Genomic DNA, 16,086 nt, shown 5'->3' on the forward strand with positions numbered 1-16,086 from the left:
AGCATTTGACTCAAAAGAACCAAGCAACAACAAAGGAGCACTCTCGTGACTGAGCGCATTGTTCTGGCCTACTCCGGTGGCCTTGATACTTCCGTAGCCATCGGCTGGATCGGTGAAGCCACCGGTGCCGAGGTCATCGCCGTGGCCGTTGACGTCGGACAGGGCGGCGAGTCGCTGGAGACCATCCGCCAGCGCGCCCTCGGCTGCGGCGCCGTCGAGGCCTACGTGGCCGACGCCCGCGACGAATTCGCCAACGAATACGCCATGCCCACGCTGAAGGCCAACGCCCTCTACCAGGGCCACTACCCGCTGGTTTCGGCGATCTCACGCCCTGTAATCGTCAAGCACCTCGTCAAGGCCGCCCGCGAATTCGGTGCCACCACCGTTGCGCACGGTTGCACGGGCAAGGGCAACGACCAGGTCCGCTTCGAGGTCGGCATCCAGACCCTCGGCCCGGACTTGAAGTGCATCGCACCCGTCCGCGACCTTGCCCTGACCCGCGACAAGGCCATTGCCTTCGCCGAGGAAAAGGGACTGCCGATCGAGACGACCAAGAAGAACCCGTACTCGATCGACCAGAACGTCTGGGGACGCGCCGTCGAAACCGGCTACCTCGAGGACATCTGGAACGCTCCCACCAAGGACATCTACGACTACACGGCCACCCCGGAATTCCCGCCGGCACCGGACGAAGTCACCATTACCTTCGAAGCCGGCGTCCCGGTGGCCATCGACGGTGTCAAGCGCACCCCGCTGCAGGTCATCCAGGAACTGAACCGCCGCGCCGGTGCCCAGGGCGTCGGCCGCATCGACGTCGTCGAGGACCGCCTGGTCGGCATCAAGTCCCGCGAGATCTACGAAGCTCCGGGCGCCATGGCCCTCATCACCGCCCACAAGCACCTTGAGGACGTCACGATCGAGCGCGAGCAGGCCCGCTTCAAGGCCACCGTCGGCCAGCGGTGGTCCGAGCTCGTCTACGACGGCCAGTGGTTCTCCCCGCTCAAGCGCTCCCTGGACGCTTTCATCGAGGACACCCAGAAGTACGTGTCCGGCGACATCCGCATGGTCCTTCACGGCGGCCAGGCCGTCGTCAACGGCCGCCGCTCCGACACCTCGCTCTACGACTTCGACCTCGCCACCTACGACACCGGCGACACCTTCGACCAGTCGCAGGCCAAGGGCTTCATTGAGTTGTGGGGAATGTCCTCCAAGGTCGCCGCAGGCCGCGACCTGCGGGCTTCGGGCAAATGACGTCGGCAACCAATGAAGGCGCACTGTGGGGCGGCCGGTTCGCCGGCGGCCCTGCAGATGCGCTTGCCGCGCTGAGCAAGTCCACGCACTTTGACTGGCGGCTGGCCCGCTACGACATCGCCGGCTCCAAAGCGCATGCCCGGGTGCTGCACAAGGCCGGGCTGCTGGACGACGGCGAACTCGAAGGCATGCTCGCGGCGCTCACCCTGCTGGATGACGACGTCGCGAGCGGCGCCTACCAGCCTGCCGAGAGCGATGAGGACGTGCACGGTTCCCTCGAACGCGGGCTCATTGAGCGCGCGGGAACCCATTTGGGCGGCAAGCTCCGGGCTGGGCGTTCGCGCAACGACCAGGTGGCCACGCTGGGACGCATGTTCCTGCGCGACCACGCCCGCATCATCGCCCGCGGTGTGCTCGCCACGATCGATGCGCTCGTTGAGCAGGCCAAGGCCCACGAGGGCGTTGCCATGCCTGGACGGACGCACCTGCAGCATGCCCAGCCTGTCCTGTTGAGCCACCACCTCCTGGCCCACGCCTGGGCACTGTTGCGCGACGTGCAGCGGTTCCAGGACTGGGACAAGCGCGCCGGTGTCTCGCCGTACGGGTCCGGGGCCTTGGCCGGTTCCTCGCTCGGCCTGGATCCTGAGGCCGTCGCCGCGGACCTCGGGTTCTTCTCGGCCGTCCACAACTCGATCGACGGCACCGCCTCGCGGGATGTGTTCGCCGAGTTCGCATGGATCTGCTCGATGATCGGCATCGACTTGTCGCGGGTCTCCGAGGAAGTCATCCTGTGGGCCACCAAGGAGTTCTCCTTCGTGACGCTTCATGATTCGTACTCCACGGGGTCTTCGATCATGCCGCAGAAGAAGAACCCGGATGTCGCCGAACTCGCCCGCGGCAAGGCAGGGCGCCTCATTGGCAACCTGGCCGGCCTGTTGGCAACGCTCAAGGGCCTGCCGCTCGCGTACAACCGCGATCTGCAGGAAGACAAGGAACCGGTTTTCGACGCCGCTGACACCTTGGAAGTGCTGCTCCCGGCCGTGTCCGGCATGATCGCCACGCTCACCTTCAACACCGAGCGCATGGCATCCCTGGCACCGCAGGGCTTCGCACTTGCCACGGACATCGCCGAGTGGCTGGTCCGCCAGGGCGTGCCGTTCCGGGAGGCGCACGAGCTCTCCGGTGCGGCGGTGAAACTGGCTGAAGGACGCAGCGTTGAACTGTGGGACCTCACGGACGAAGAGTACGCGGGCATCTCGGAGCACTTGACCCCCGAGGTCCGCACCGTGCTCAGCACCGAAGGTTCGCTCAACAGCCGCAACTCCCAGGGCGGAACGGCCCCGGCCGCCGTCGAACGCCAACTGCTTGCCCTCGAAGCCGAACTCGCAGCAGTGCGGGGCTACGCGGGGTAAATTCCGCACGCCAACAACGAGACGGCATTTCGCAAACATTGCCGCGAAATGCCGTCTCGTTGTGCGTTTTGTCCGTTAAGGCTCGTTAACTCCGTCGGATACTATGGCGCTATGACCGAGATCACTACCTCAGCGCTTCTTGCCGAGCTCCACAAAGCGGCCGGCACTGTCACCGACGTTGTCGCCAAACTCGATGACGCCGATGTTACAGCTCCCTCCGAGCTGCCCGGGTGGACCCGGGGCCACGTGCTGGCGCACATTGCCGGCATCTCCAACGCCATGGCCCGCCAGCTGGAATACGCAGCCCGCGGCGAGACCATCGACATCTACGACGGCGGCTACGAGGGCCGTACGAAGGCCATTGAGCTGGCGGCGAGCCACAGCCTCGCTGAACACCGTGCCGCCACGGAAGCTGCCCTCTCGCGGGCACTGAGGGCCTTCGACGGACTCGTGGAGTCCGGCTGGAACACCCGGATCAGCTTCCGGAATGGAACAGTGCTCGACGGCGGCCTGGCGCTCTGGCGCGAACTGGTCATCCACGTCTCGGATCTGGGAGTCGGTCGCGGCCCGGAGGCCTGGAGCCGGCAATTCTGCGAGCATCTTTTCGATTTCCTCTCGGCCCGTGTCCCGGCCGACCAGAAGTTCGTGCTTCAGCCTTTGGGCCTCCCGCAGCTGGTTATCGGCTCGGGCCGGCAGTCCGTCGCCATCAACGGAATGATCACGGATATCGCCGCCTGGCTTGCCGGCCGGACGCCTAACCTGGGGAGCCTGCGGGCCTCCGCTGACGCGGACGGCGTTGACTTGCCGGAACTTCTCCCGTGGCCATCGAGCGTTCCCGCGGCGCACTAACGCTGACGCGTTTGCTTGCGGCTGCCCGCCACAAGTGCATCGTGGCGTAGGAACGCCACGGGCTCACGTTGCGGAAGTCGGCAGGCAGGCCTTCCGCGGCCGCCAGATTCTTGAGGCCGTTCCGAACCGCCGCATCATTGGCGAGGAAAACGTCCGGATCGCCAATGACCCTCATCGCCACATAGCCCACGGTCCAGGATCCGACGCCGGGCAGCGGCAACAGTTTGTCCGCCAGCGTACGGGGGTCGTCGCCGTAGTCGAAGTCGAGCTCCCCGCCGGCCATGGCTGCTGCCGCGGCCAGCACGGAATCTATGCGGCGCTGCGGACCCTTCAGCAGTTCCCGGCCCGAGCGGGCGATCTCCTCGGCCGTGGGAAACAGGCGATCCAGGCCCAGTGCGTGCCCTTCCGGTAGGCGGGTTCCTGCGTCGGAAAGTTGGGTCAGCGCCGTGCGGGCGGCGGCTACTGTGATTTGCTGGCCGATCATCGCGCGGACGAGGAGTTCTTGGGGATCCACGGCGCCCGGGACCCTGATCCCGGGCGTATCGCGAACTGACGGGCCGAGCCTGGCATTAGCGGCCAACGCCTCGTCGACGGCGATGGGATCGGCGTCGAGATCAAATAATCGCCGCACCCGGCTTAGGAGCACGGGAAGATCGTGAAGATCCAAGGTGCTGACGGCGAGGGCCAGGGCACCGCCGCGCGCCCCGTCGTCGTACTCCACGGTGAACGCGGCGTTGCCGCGGGGCAAGCGGAGGGTTCGCGTATAGCTGTTCGCGCTCGCCAGCTCGACGCCGGGAACGGCGCGGGCCGCGAGGAAATCGAAAATCCCTGTGTCGAAGGGCTCCCGGTACGGGAGGTTGAGGGTCAAGGACGTGGCCTCGCCCAGCCTGCCTTGATGGCCCAAGGGTTTCGCGGTGGCCCGGAGTGCTGTGGGAGTCAAGGCGAAGACTTCGCTGATGGTGTCGTTGAACTGGCGGACACTGTTGAACCCGGCAGCGAACGCCACGTCCGAGAGTTTCATCGAGGTCGAGACCAAGAGCGTCCTGGCCGTCTGCGCACGGCTGGCCCGCGCCAAGGACAGCGGCCCGGCGCCTAGTTCATGGCTGAGGATCCTGTTGAGCTGGCGGGAGGAGTAGCCCAGCCTGGTAGCGAGTCCTTCGACGCCGAACCGGGAGATCGCCCCGTCGTTGATGAGCCGCATCGCCCTCCCGGCGACGTCCGAGCGCAGGTTCCACGCCGGCGTGCCTGGAACCGCCTCGGGTAGGCAGCGTTTGCACGCCCGGTACCCGGCCTCGTGCGCGGCGGCCGAGGTTTCGTAGAACGTCACGTTTTCGGGCTTGGGTGTCCGTGCCGGGCACGACGGCCGGCAGTAGATGCCCGTCGAACGGACGGCGGTGAAGAACTGGCCGTCGAACCGGGGATCCCGCGCATCGATGGCACGGTAGCGTTGCCAAAAGTCCATGGCTTCATCCTTTCAGCATCGGCAGGCTCTTCCTAGCGGAAATCGGACACTGCCGGCGGCGGATCCGGGCCGCGGATTTGCTAGGGTCTGGGCATGACAACGCTGGGTGCATCCCCGGAGACCATCCGGGCCATTCTTTCCGGAGATCCGAGGGACGTTGCCCCTTTGCTCCTTGGCGCCGTGCTGAGCCACCGGACTCCTGAGGGCACGGTATCCGTCCGGCTCAGTGAGGTGGAAGCGTATCTGGGTCCGCGGGACTCGGCCCAACCCGATCCTGGATCCCATACCTTTGGCGGCCCCACCCTCCGGAACGCACCCATGTTTGGCCCGGCCGGCCACCTCTACGTCTACTTCACCTATGGCATGCACTATTGCGCCAACATTGTCTGCGGTCCCGACGGCGTTGCGTCCGCGCTGCTGTTGCGGGCAGGGGAGGTGGTGGGCGGGCAAGCCCTGGCACAGTCCCGCCGTCCGGCGTCGAAGTCGCTGACCGACCTCGCCAGCGGGCCCGCCCGGCTCGCCTCCGCTATGGGGCTGACCACGGCGGACAGCGGCCGCGATGCCCTGGCTGAACCGTTCGGCCTCGAACTTCCGGTCACGCCGGCGGCGCCCTCAGCAGTCGCGAGCGGTCTCCGCGTAGGAGTATCCGGCGACGGCGGTTCCGCCGACTACCCGTGGCGGTTTTGGCTGTCCGGGGACCCCACAGTGTCCCGCTACAAGCCGGGCCGAAGCCGCGCCGTCGAGAAGCCTTTGTAGCCTTCAGGCGGCGTGTTCGCTCCGGGCAGGCTCGGCGACATACGCACAGTGGTTGTCGGGCACTTCGAAGGGCGCCAGGCGGCCGAGCAGCGACTCACGTACCTGGGGCCACTCATCGCGCAGGATCGAGAAAACGGCGGTGTCGCAACGGCTGCCGTCAGGAGCGAAGCGGTACCCGCGCAGCGTGCCCTCGTAGCTGGCCCCGAGCCGCTGAATGGCCGAGGCGCTGCGGGTATTGCGGGCATCGCAGCGGAAGGCAACCCTGTGGACGTCCAGGACATCGAAGGAGTAGGCCAGCAGCAGTTGTTTCGCGGCCGGATTGACGTGACTCCCCCAGAACGGGCGCCCGTAAAAAGTGCCGCCGATTTCCAGTCGCTGTTGGCGGGGACTGTACTCGCACAGGGAGGAGGTTCCGAGCAGGGCTCCCGTCCGTTGCTCGACGACGGCGAACGGTAAGGTTGCCGGATCTTCGAGGCGGGCCGCGAAGAGTTCGGCCAGTTCCGCGGCGCTCAAAGGCTGCTCGGCGGCCATGCCGGACCACATCCCGGAGTCCACGAAATCGAAGAGCGGACCGGCATGCGCGGGGGAGAGCGGGACCAGGCTGATGCCGTGTCGGGTCAGGGCAACGTCGTGCTGCATTGCAGCATTGAAGCACCACTGGGTAGTGATGGAAAAGCTCAGGAGGTTAGCGCCGGGTGAACATTGCGTGACGCACCGGCGTGCGGGCAGTTTCACACACGTCAAGCAAAACCGCTGTAGAATGGACGGTCCGTCTTTTTCGATAGGGGAACGTTTCGATGCACGACGCTGATTTGATCCACGAGCGGGAGTACGTGGCCGGTCTCTACTCGCGCCTGGATGAGCTGCGGGAGGAAAAGCGCCAACAGCTGGCGCAGGTCCGGCGCGCCGGAGCGGTGGGCACCATGCAGAACGTTTCCGAAAGGGACGCCTTCGCGGCACTGTACGAGGACCGGCTCGCCCAGCTCGACGCCGTCGACGACCGTCTCGTGTTCGGGCGGCTTGACCTGGATACCGGAGAGGCGCAGTACATCGGCCGCATCGGACTGTCCACGGCGGATCTCCAGCGGCTTATGGTCGACTGGCGCGCCCCGGAAGCCGGCCATTTCTACCAGGCGACAGCCTTCGACCGGCAGGGCGTCCGCCGTCGTCGTCATCTGATCCTGCAAGGCCGCGAGGTCAAGGCGATCGAAGACGATGTCCTGGATGCCAGCATGCTGGCGGACAACGCCTCGCTCCAAGGTGAGGGCGCACTCCTTGCAGCCCTGAATTCCAAGCGCACCGGCCGCATGTCGGACATCGTCGGCACCATCCAGTCCGAGCAGGACCGGATCATCCGTTCGTCCATGTCGGGTGCCTTGGTTGTCCAAGGCGGTCCCGGTACCGGCAAGACGGCCGTCGCGCTCCACCGCGCCGCCTACCTGCTGTACACCCACCGTGACCGCCTGAAGTCAGCGGGCGTTCTGCTCGTTGGACCTTCGTCGTCGTTCATGCACTACATCGAGCGGGTCCTGCCTTCCCTCGGCGAGACCGGCGTCGTCATGGCGAGCCTGGGCCGCCTCATGCCCGGTATCCATGCCGTCCCGGAAGCGGATCCCGACGTCGCAGCGCTCAAGGGCAAGCTGAACATGGCGGAGGTCATTGCCAATGCCGTGGCCAACCGGCAGCGGACTCCCGCAGAGGACCGCACACTCGAGGTCGATTCCCGCAAGCTCACGCTGTCCGTGCGGCAAGTCCGCCGCGCCCGGGACAGGGCCCGCGCCACCGGCAAGCCGCACAACGAAGCGCGAGTGACGTTCGTGAAGATCCTGCTGCGCGAGCTCACGGAGCAGCTGACGGAGATCGTCGAGGAATCGAACATCGGCAACAATGCCGACCGTTCCTACCTCGCCGAAGACGTCCGCTCGGCACGCGATGTCAGGATCGTCCTGAACCTGTGCTGGATGCCCATGACGCCCGAGAAACTCGTCTCCGAGCTCTTCAGCAAGCCCGCCATCCTGGAAGCCTGCACTCCGCACCTCACGCCGGCGCAACGCGCACTCTTGCTTCGTCCCGCGGATGCGCCGTGGACGGAAGCCGATGTTCCGCTGCTCGACGAGGCCGCTGAGCTTCTGGGCGAGCTGGATCCTGCCGCCGGCAGGGGACTGGCACAGCAAGAGCACGACCGTGCCCGCGACATCGCCAACGCCAAGCAGACCCTTGTCAACATGGAGGCCATGGGCGTCGACGTGTTGATGACGGCCGAGGAACTGGCGGACCAGAACCAGGAACGCGAAACGCGGCTGACAGCGGCAGAACGGGCCACGAGCGATCGTTCGTGGGCGTTCGGACACATCGTGGTGGACGAAGCCCAGGAACTCTCGCCCATGCAGTGGCGGCTTTTGGTCCGCCGCTGCCCGTTGAAGTCCTTCACGATCGTCGGCGACATCGCCCAGACGAGTTCCTCCGCCGGTGCGAATTCGTGGCAAAGTGCCCTCGCGCCGTCGTTCGGGGACCGCTGGCAGCTCGAAGAACTCACCGTCAACTACCGCACCCCCTCGCAGATCGCCGAAGCGGCGGTCCGCATGGCGAACCGGGCTGGGCTGGTTGTGTCGGCTCCCAAGGCCGTGCGTGAAGGCAAATGGTCGCCCATCGTGGACCGCGTGGACAAAACCGGGATGGTGGACCGGCTCGTCGAAATCCTTCCGGAAGAACTGGAAGCGATCGACGGCGGCCTCCTCGCCGTGATTGCCGACGGCGCCCTCCTGCCTCAGGCCGCAGCCGCCCTTCGTGGGGCCTATGGCCACCGTGTGGGCACCGGAGCGGGCAGCTACTCCCAGGACATCGTGGTCATCAGTCCCAAGGAAGCCAAGGGCTTGGAGTTCGATGGCGTGGTTGTTCTTGAGCCTGCTGCCATGCTGAACCACGAACACGGGAAGGTGGGCGATCTTTACGTCGCCATGACGCGTCCGACGCAGCGGCTGCGCCTCATCACCGCCGCTCCGTTGCCTGCGGGTATCGAGCGCTGAGCCATGCAAGCAAGCCCAACGGCAATCCTGCTAACTTAGAACTCGTGTCACACGTAAACAACCTCGAGTCCCAGCACAACGACCCGGGCTTTGCCAATATCTGGCAAGAGCTCAAATGGCGCGGCCTTATCCACGTTTCCACTGATGAAACGGAATTGGAAAAGCTGCTCGGCGGGGACCCGATCACGTATTACTGTGGCTTCGACCCCACGGCTCCGTCCCTGCACCTTGGCAACCTTGTCCAGCTCCTGCTCATGCGCCGCCTGCAGTTGGCCGGCCACAAGCCGCTCGGCCTCGTGGGCGGCTCCACCGGCCTGATCGGCGATCCGCGCCCGACGGCGGAACGCACCTTGAACACCAAGGACACGGTTTCGGAGTGGGTTGGCTACCTTCAGGCCCAGGTCCGCCGCTTCCTGAGCTTCGAGGGTGACAGTGCGGCACGCATGGTGAACAACCTTGACTGGACCGGGCCCCTGAGTGCCATCGATTTCCTGCGCGAAATCGGCAAGCACTTCCGCGTGGGCACCATGCTCCGCAAGGACGCCGTTGCCTCCCGCCTCAGCTCCGATGAGGGCATCAGCTACACCGAGTTCAGCTACCAGATTCTGCAGGGCATGGATTACCTCCAGCTCAACCGCGACTACGGCTGCGTGCTGCAGACCGGGGGCTCGGACCAGTGGGGCAACCTCACGAGTGGCACGGAGCTGATACGCAAGGTCGACGGGAAGACCGTCCACGCCTTGGGCACGCCCCTCATCACCAACTCGGACGGCACGAAGTTCGGTAAGAGCGAAGGCAACGCCATTTGGCTGGACGCCCACATGTGCAGCCCCTACGCCTTCTACCAGTTCTGGCTCAACACCGCGGATGCCGACGTCGTTGATCGCCTCAAGGTCTTCACCTTCCTTAGCCGCGCCGAGATTGAGGAACTTGGAGCCGCTGTTGCCGAGCGCCCGTTCGCACGGGAGGGCCAGCGCCGGCTCGCCTACGAAGTCACCTCGCTGGTGCACGGAGCCGATGCGACGGAGAAAGTGATCGCTGCTTCGGCTGCGCTGTTCGGCAATGGCGATCTGTCGGTTCTGGACGAAGTGACCTTGGCGTCTGCAACGGCCGAGCTGCCGTCTGCCTCGATCGGCGCGGATGGCCTTGGCATCGTCGACCTCCTGGTTGCTTCCGGACTGTCCGAGAGCAAGTCTGCTGCCCGACGCACGGTGGGGGAGGGCGGCGCCTACGTGAACAACAGCAAGGTGACCGATCCCGACGCCGTGATCGACCAGGCGGAATTGCTTCACGGTCGGTACCTGTTGTTGCGTCGCGGGAAGAAGAACCTGGCGACTGTCGAAGTGACCGTCTGACGCTTATTTAGCTCAATGGCGTGTTCCTGTGTGGGCGCGCCAGACGGACTGTTGCACGCTCCTCCGAAGCCGACTTGCGCGGCTCCGGGGGAGCGTGTATCGTTTTCTGAGTCGCTGCCGCTGAAGCGGATAAATTGCGACAAAATCCCATGGAATGTGAATAATCCGATTTAGGCCAAAAGCCTGGGAATCGGATAATTTATCGACTCCATGGGGAAATTCGATCCACTTGGGTGAATTTCCGGAGAAATCCTGGATTTGCAAAGTGGAAATGAATGAAATAAAGTAGAAACATCGCAGCGAGGAAATGCGGAACGTCGAATTCAATTGAATTTGTTCCGAGAAGTAATCGGATTGTGTCTGTTGTTTGAGAACTCAATAGTGTGCCAAGTTTGTTGATACCGATTTGTTTTTATGAATTGGTTGATTTTGCCGGGCCTTGTCCGCCCCTGTGGGTGGGGTCTGGTTTTCAGCTGGTTTCAAATTTTGTGCAGCYCTTCGGCCGTTATTTCCGGTGGTTGTGGTTGTGTCTGTTTTTGTTTTACTTCAACGGAGAGTTTGATCCTGGCTCAGGATGAACGCTGGCGGCGTGCTTAACACATGCAAGTCGAACGATGATCCGGTGCTTGCATCGGGGATTAGTGGGTAATGGCCTACCAAGGCGACGACGGGTAGCCGGCCTGAGAGGGTGACCGGCCACACTGGGACTGAGACACGGCCCAGACTCCTACGGGAGGCAGCAGTGGGGAATATTGCACAATGGGCGCAAGCCTGATGCAGCGACGCCGCGTGAGGGATGACGGCCTTCGGGTTGTAAACCTCTTTCAGTAGGGAAGAAGCGTAAGTGACGGTACCTGCAGAAGAAGCGCCGGCTAACTACGTGCCAGCAGCCGCGGTAATACGTAGGGCGCAAGCGTTATCCGGAATTATTGGGCGTAAAGAGCTCGTAGGCGGTTTGTCGCGTCTGCTGTGAAAGACCGGGGCTCAACTCCGGTTCTGCAGTGGGTACGGGCAGACTAGAGTGATGTAGGGGAGACTGGAATTCCTGGTGTAGCGGTGAAATGCGCAGATATCAGGAGGAACACCGATGGCGAAGGCAGGTCTCTGGGCATTAACTGACGCTGAGGAGCGAAAGCATGGGGAGCGAACAGGATTAGATACCCTGGTAGTCCATGCCGTAAACGTTGGGCACTAGGTGTGGGGGACATTCCACGTTTTCCGCGCCGTAGCTAACGCATTAAGTGCCCCGCCTGGGGAGTACGGCCGCAAGGCTAAAACTCAAAGGAATTGACGGGGGCCCGCACAAGCGGCGGAGCATGCGGATTAATTCGATGCAACGCGAAGAACCTTACCAAGGCTTGACATGAACCGGTAACGCCTGGAAACAGGTGCCCCGCTTGCGGTCGGTTTACAGGTGGTGCATGGTTGTCGTCAGCTCGTGTCGTGAGATGTTGGGTTAAGTCCCGCAACGAGCGCAACCCTCGTTCTATGTTGCCAGCGGTTCGGCCGGGGACTCATAGGAGACTGCCGGGGTCAACTCGGAGGAAGGTGGGGACGACGTCAAATCATCATGCCCCTTATGTCTTGGGCTTCACGCATGCTACAATGGCCGGTACAAAGGGTTGCGATACTGTGAGGTGGAGCTAATCCCAAAAAGCCGGTCTCAGTTCGGATTGGGGTCTGCAACTCGACCCCATGAAGTCGGAGTCGCTAGTAATCGCAGATCAGCAACGCTGCGGTGAATACGTTCCCGGGCCTTGTACACACCGCCCGTCAAGTCACGAAAGTTGGTAACACCCGAAGCCGGTGGCCTAACCCTTGTGGGGGGAGCCGTCGAAGGTGGGACCGGCGATTGGGACTAAGTCGTAACAAGGTAGCCGTACCGGAAGGTGCGGCTGGATCACCTCCTTTCTAAGGAGCACCATTATCATTCCCGTGGTTGCCGCATGGTGGCTGTGGGGGTGTGTGGAAGCAAAGCCCATTGCGCAGGCGTCTGTTCTGCGGTGGGTGCTCATGGGTGGAATATCAGCAGATAGCGGCCGGTTGGTTCTTTCCCGCGTTCAGTACGGATGCCTCTTTTCCACACATTGTGTGGGTGGGGGTGTTGTGGAACGGTGCGGGTGGGGGATGGGCTGGTTTTTCGTGTTTGGCACACTGTTGGGTCCTGAGGCAACAGGGCCGGGGTGGGGTGCGTGGCCTGTTTGGGTTTGCGTGGTTCTGTCCCGGGTTTGTGTGTTTCTGGTTTCCTGGCTGCATGGTCCGTGTGTTCGTGGGTGGTCTTCGTCTTTGGTGGCGGGGGGCGTCCGGTGTGCGGGGTGTGTGGTACGGGGTTGTTGTTTGAGAACTACATAGTGGACGCGAGCATCTAGGCAYGCGCATGGTCATTGTCCCTTTGCGGGGGTGGTGGGGTGTGTGTGTCTTACAGCAATTTCTTTTTATGAACCCGGCCCTTCCTTTGTGGGGGGTCTGGTTCTCTCGAGAGTTGATTTTGTGTGGTCAAGTTTTTAAGGGCACACGGTGGATGCCTTGGCATTAGGAGCCGAAGAAGGACGTAGGAATCTGCGATAAGCCTGGGGGAGTTGATAACCGAACGGTGATCCCAGGATGTCCGAATGGGGAAACCCCGCCAGACGCGTTTGCGCGTGATCTGGTGACCCGCATCTGAACACATAGGGTGCGTGGGGGGAACGCGGGGAAGTGAAACATCTCAGTACCCGCAGGAAGAGAAAACAAGAGTGATTCCGTTAGTAGTGGCGAGCGAACGCGGATGAGGCTAAACCGTTCCATGTGTGATAGCCGGCGGGCGTTGCATGGGCGGGGTTGTGGGACTTTCCGTATTGGTTCTGCCGGACCGGTGGGGTGAGAGTGCAGACATAGGTGAACGGTCTTGAAAGGCCGGCCGGAGAGGGTGTTAGTCCCGTAACCGTAATGTTGTGTGCCGCCTGGAGAGGATCCCAAGTAGCACGGGGCCCGAGAAATCCCGTGTGAATCTGTCAGGACCACCTGATAAGCCTAAATACTTCCTAATGACCGATAGCGGACCAGTACCGTGAGGGAAAGGTGAAAAGTACCCCGGGAGGGGAGTGAAACAGTACCTGAAACCGTGTGCTTACAATCCGTCGGAGCAGCCTTGTAGCTGTGACGGCGTGCCTTTTGAAGAATGAGCCTGCGAGTTAGTGTTACGTCGCGAGGTTAACCCGTGTGGGGTAGCCGTAGCGAAAGCGAGTCTGAACAGGGCGAGTGTAGTGGCGTGATCTAGACCCGAAGCGGAGTGATCTACCCATGGCCAGGTTGAAGCGACGGTAAGACGTCGTGGAGGACCGAACCCACTTCAGTTGAAAATGGAGGGGATGAGCTGTGGGTAGGGGTGAAAGGCCAATCAAACTCCGTGATAGCTGGTTCTCCCCGAAATGCATTTAGGTGCAGCGTTGCGTGTTTCTTGCCGGAGGTAGAGCTACTGGATGGCCGATGGGCCCTACAAGGTTACTGACGTCAGCCAAACTCCGAATGCCGGTAAGTGAGAGCGCAGCAGTGAGACTGTGGGGGATAAGCTTCATAGTCGAGAGGGAAACAGCCCAGACCACCAACTAAGGCCCCTAAGCGTGTGCTAAGTGGGAAAGGATGTGGAGTTGCGAAGACAACCAGGAGGTTGGCTTAGAAGCAGCCATCCTTGAAAGAGTGCGTAATAGCTCACTGGTCAAGTGATTCCGCGCCGACAATGTAGCGGGGCTCAAGTACACCGCCGAAGTTGTGGATTTCAGATAGTAGACAAGCCTTCGTGGTTCAGTCGTCTGGAGTGGTAGGGGAGCGTCGTGTGGGCGGTGAAGTCGCGGTGTAAACCAGCGGTGGAGCCTACACGAGTGAGAATGCAGGCATGAGTAGCGAAAGACGGGTGAGAAACCCGTCCGCCGAATGATCAAGGGTTCCAGGGTCAAGCTAATCTGCCCTGGGTAAGTCGGGACCTAAGGCGAGGCCGACAGGCGTAGTCGATGGACAACGGGTTGATATTCCCGTACCGGCGAAGGACCGCCCATGCCAAGCGGGGGATACTAACCGCCCGGAGCCTGCCCAATCACCCTTGTGGTGTGCGGGTTTTGGCCGAGCGCGGGACCTGATCCCGGGAGGTAAGCGTATTAACAGGTGTGACGCAGGAAGGTAGCCGGGCCGGGCGATGGTTGCCCCGGTCTAAGGATGTAGGGTCAGCGATAGGCAAATCCGTCGCTGTGTCTTTGATGACGTTCCTGAGATCTGATGGGACCCCCGTCATGGGGGGATCCGGTGATCCTATGCTGCCTAGAAAAGCATCGGCGCGAGGTTCCAGCCGCCCGTACCCCAAACCGACACAGGTGATCAGGTAGAGAATACCAAGGCGATCGAGAGAATTATGGTTAAGGAACTCGGCAAAATGCCCCCGTAACTTCGGGAGAAGGGGGGCCCCAACCTTGAACACCACTTGCTGGTGGGAGGGGATCGGGGCCGCAGAGACCAGGGGGAAGCGACTGTTTACTAAAAACACAGGTCCGTGCGAAGTCGCAAGACGATGTATACGGACTGACTCCTGCCCGGTGCTGGAAGGTTAAGAGGACCGGTTAGCCGCAAGGCGAAGCTGAGAATTTAAGCCCCAGTAAACGGCGGTGGTAACTATAACCATCCTAAGGTAGCGAAATTCCTTGTCGGGTAAGTTCCGACCTGCACGAATGGAGTAACGACTTCCCCGCTGTCTCAACCATAAACTCGGCGAAATTGCAGTACGAGTAAAGATGCTCGTTACGCGCAGCAGGACGGAAAGACCCCGAGACCTTTACTATAGTTTGGTATTGGTGTTCGGAGTGGCTTGTGTAGGATAGGTGGGAGACGTTGAAGCCCGGACGCCAGTTCGGGTGGAGTCATCGTTGAAATACCACTCTGGTCACTTTGGACATCTAACTTCGGCCCGTGATCCGGGTCAGGGACAGTGCCTGATGGGTAGTTTAACTGGGGCGGTTGCCTCCTAAAAAGTAACGGAGGCGCCCAAAGGTTCCCTCAGCCTGGTTGGCAATCAGGTGTCGAGTGTAAGTGCACAAGGGAGCTTGACTGTGAGAGAGACATCTCAAGCAGGGACGAAAGTCGGGACTAGTGATCCGGCGGTACATTGTGGAATGGCCGTCGCTCAACGGATAAAAGGTACCTCGGGGATAACAGGCTGATCTTGCCCAAGAGTCCATATCGACGGCATGGTTTGGCACCTCGATGTCGGCTCGTCGCATCCTGGGGCTGGAGTAGGTCCCAAGGGTTGGGCTGTTCGCCCATTAAAGCGGTACGCGAGCTGGGTTTAGAACGTCGTGAGACAGTTCGGTCCCTATCCGCTGCGCGCGCAGGAAATTTGAGAAGGGCTGTCCTTAGTACGAGAGGACCGGGACGGACGAACCTCTGGTGTGTCAGTTGTACTGCCAAGTGCACCGCTGATTAGCTACGTTCGGATGGGATAACCGCTGAAAGCATCTAAGCGGGAAGCTCGCTTCAAGATGAGATTTCCATACACCAAGTGTGTGAGAGGCCCCCAGCCAGACCACTGGGTTGATAGGCCGGATGTGGAAGACAGGACTAAAGACTGTTGAAGCTGACCGGTACTAATAGGCCGACAACTTACACCACACAAACACCAGCTGCTTGCGTCCACTATGTGGTTCCCGAACAACAACCCGCCACGGGTTCGTTGCCCCGGGAACAAACCACAACTGAATAACAACACCACCATTGTTGTAACCACACAGTCTTCCCACCCCGCACCCAGCGTGCGGCGGAACGGGTAACAGGGTTACGGCGGTCATAGCGTGGGGGAAACGCCCGGTCCCATTCCGAACCCGGAAGCTAAGACCCACAGCGCCGATGGTACTGCACCCGGGAGGGTGTGGGAGAGTAGGACACCGCCGGACAACCATTAACGGTCCAGGCCCCGACACCACATGTCGGGGCCTGACCCATTTAACACCCCA

Annotated in this window: 8 protein-coding genes and 3 rRNA genes; 9 read left to right on the forward strand and 2 right to left on the reverse strand. The window is 62.0% G+C overall.

The annotated features are described in order from the left end of the window. Positions 1-45 precede the first annotated feature (45 nt). The 3 genes from AB4Z38_RS22930 to AB4Z38_RS22940 all read left to right on the forward strand — a co-directional run bounded on the left by AB4Z38_RS22930 (position 46) and on the right by AB4Z38_RS22940 (position 3,512). Positions 46-1,251 (forward strand): argininosuccinate synthase, encoded by a 1,206-nt coding sequence (locus AB4Z38_RS22930; protein WP_441431836.1) that lies wholly within the window; start codon positions 46-48, stop codon positions 1,249-1,251. After that, positions 1,248-2,663: an argininosuccinate lyase gene (gene argH / locus AB4Z38_RS22935; RefSeq protein ID WP_441431837.1), complete on the forward strand. Its 1,416-nt coding sequence runs from the start codon at positions 1,248-1,250 to the stop codon at positions 2,661-2,663. Before AB4Z38_RS22930 ends, argH begins: the two co-directional genes overlap by 4 nt. Positions 2,664-2,774: 111 nt before the next feature. Continuing rightward, the gene (locus tag AB4Z38_RS22940) at positions 2,775-3,512 is read left to right on the forward strand and encodes a maleylpyruvate isomerase family mycothiol-dependent enzyme (protein WP_441431838.1); all 738 of its coding nucleotides are present in this window, start codon (positions 2,775-2,777) and stop codon (positions 3,510-3,512) included. Here AB4Z38_RS22940 and AB4Z38_RS22945 read toward each other — a convergent pair. Then, on the reverse strand, positions 3,418-4,974 hold the full coding sequence (locus AB4Z38_RS22945; RefSeq protein ID WP_441431839.1) for an AlkA N-terminal domain-containing protein: 1,557 nt from the start codon (positions 4,972-4,974) through the stop codon (positions 3,418-3,420). The two genes, AB4Z38_RS22940 and AB4Z38_RS22945, sit on opposite strands and share 95 nt — an antisense overlap. A 93-nt stretch (positions 4,975-5,067) precedes the next feature. Between AB4Z38_RS22945 and AB4Z38_RS22950 the strand changes: the two genes are divergently transcribed. After that, entirely contained in the window at positions 5,068-5,730 is a 663-nt protein-coding gene (locus AB4Z38_RS22950) for a DNA-3-methyladenine glycosylase (RefSeq protein WP_441431840.1), read from the forward strand. 3 nt (positions 5,731-5,733) lie between these two features. Here AB4Z38_RS22950 and AB4Z38_RS22955 read toward each other — a convergent pair whose 3' ends face one another. After that, on the reverse strand, positions 5,734-6,369 hold the full coding sequence (locus tag AB4Z38_RS22955) for a GNAT family N-acetyltransferase (protein ID WP_441431841.1): 636 nt from the start codon (positions 6,367-6,369) through the stop codon (positions 5,734-5,736). A 158-nt stretch (positions 6,370-6,527) separates the two neighbouring features. Here AB4Z38_RS22955 and AB4Z38_RS22960 point away from each other — a divergent pair, with 158 nt between their 5' ends. The 5 genes from AB4Z38_RS22960 (at position 6,528) to rrf (ending at position 16,026) form a co-directional block, all read left to right on the forward strand. Further along, complete coding sequence (locus AB4Z38_RS22960; protein WP_441431842.1) at positions 6,528-8,756, forward strand: AAA family ATPase; 2,229 nt, start codon at positions 6,528-6,530, stop codon at positions 8,754-8,756. Between the two features lie 44 nt (positions 8,757-8,800). Continuing rightward, complete coding sequence (gene tyrS / locus AB4Z38_RS22965; RefSeq protein ID WP_441431843.1) at positions 8,801-10,111, forward strand: tyrosine--tRNA ligase; 1,311 nt, start codon at positions 8,801-8,803, stop codon at positions 10,109-10,111. 546 nt (positions 10,112-10,657) lie between these two features. After that, positions 10,658-12,022 (forward strand): 16S ribosomal RNA (locus AB4Z38_RS22970). 583 nt (positions 12,023-12,605) lie between these two features. Then, positions 12,606-15,745, forward strand: a 23S ribosomal RNA gene (locus AB4Z38_RS22975). 164 nt (positions 15,746-15,909) lie between these two features. After that, a 5S ribosomal RNA gene (gene rrf, locus AB4Z38_RS22980) occupies positions 15,910-16,026 on the forward strand. The 16S, 23S and 5S rRNA genes sit together here, the layout of an rRNA operon. Positions 16,027-16,086 lie beyond the last annotated feature (60 nt).

It is taken from the genome of Arthrobacter sp. 2RAF6, assembly GCF_052115205.1.
Taxonomy (GTDB): domain Bacteria; phylum Actinomycetota; class Actinomycetes; order Actinomycetales; family Micrococcaceae; genus Arthrobacter.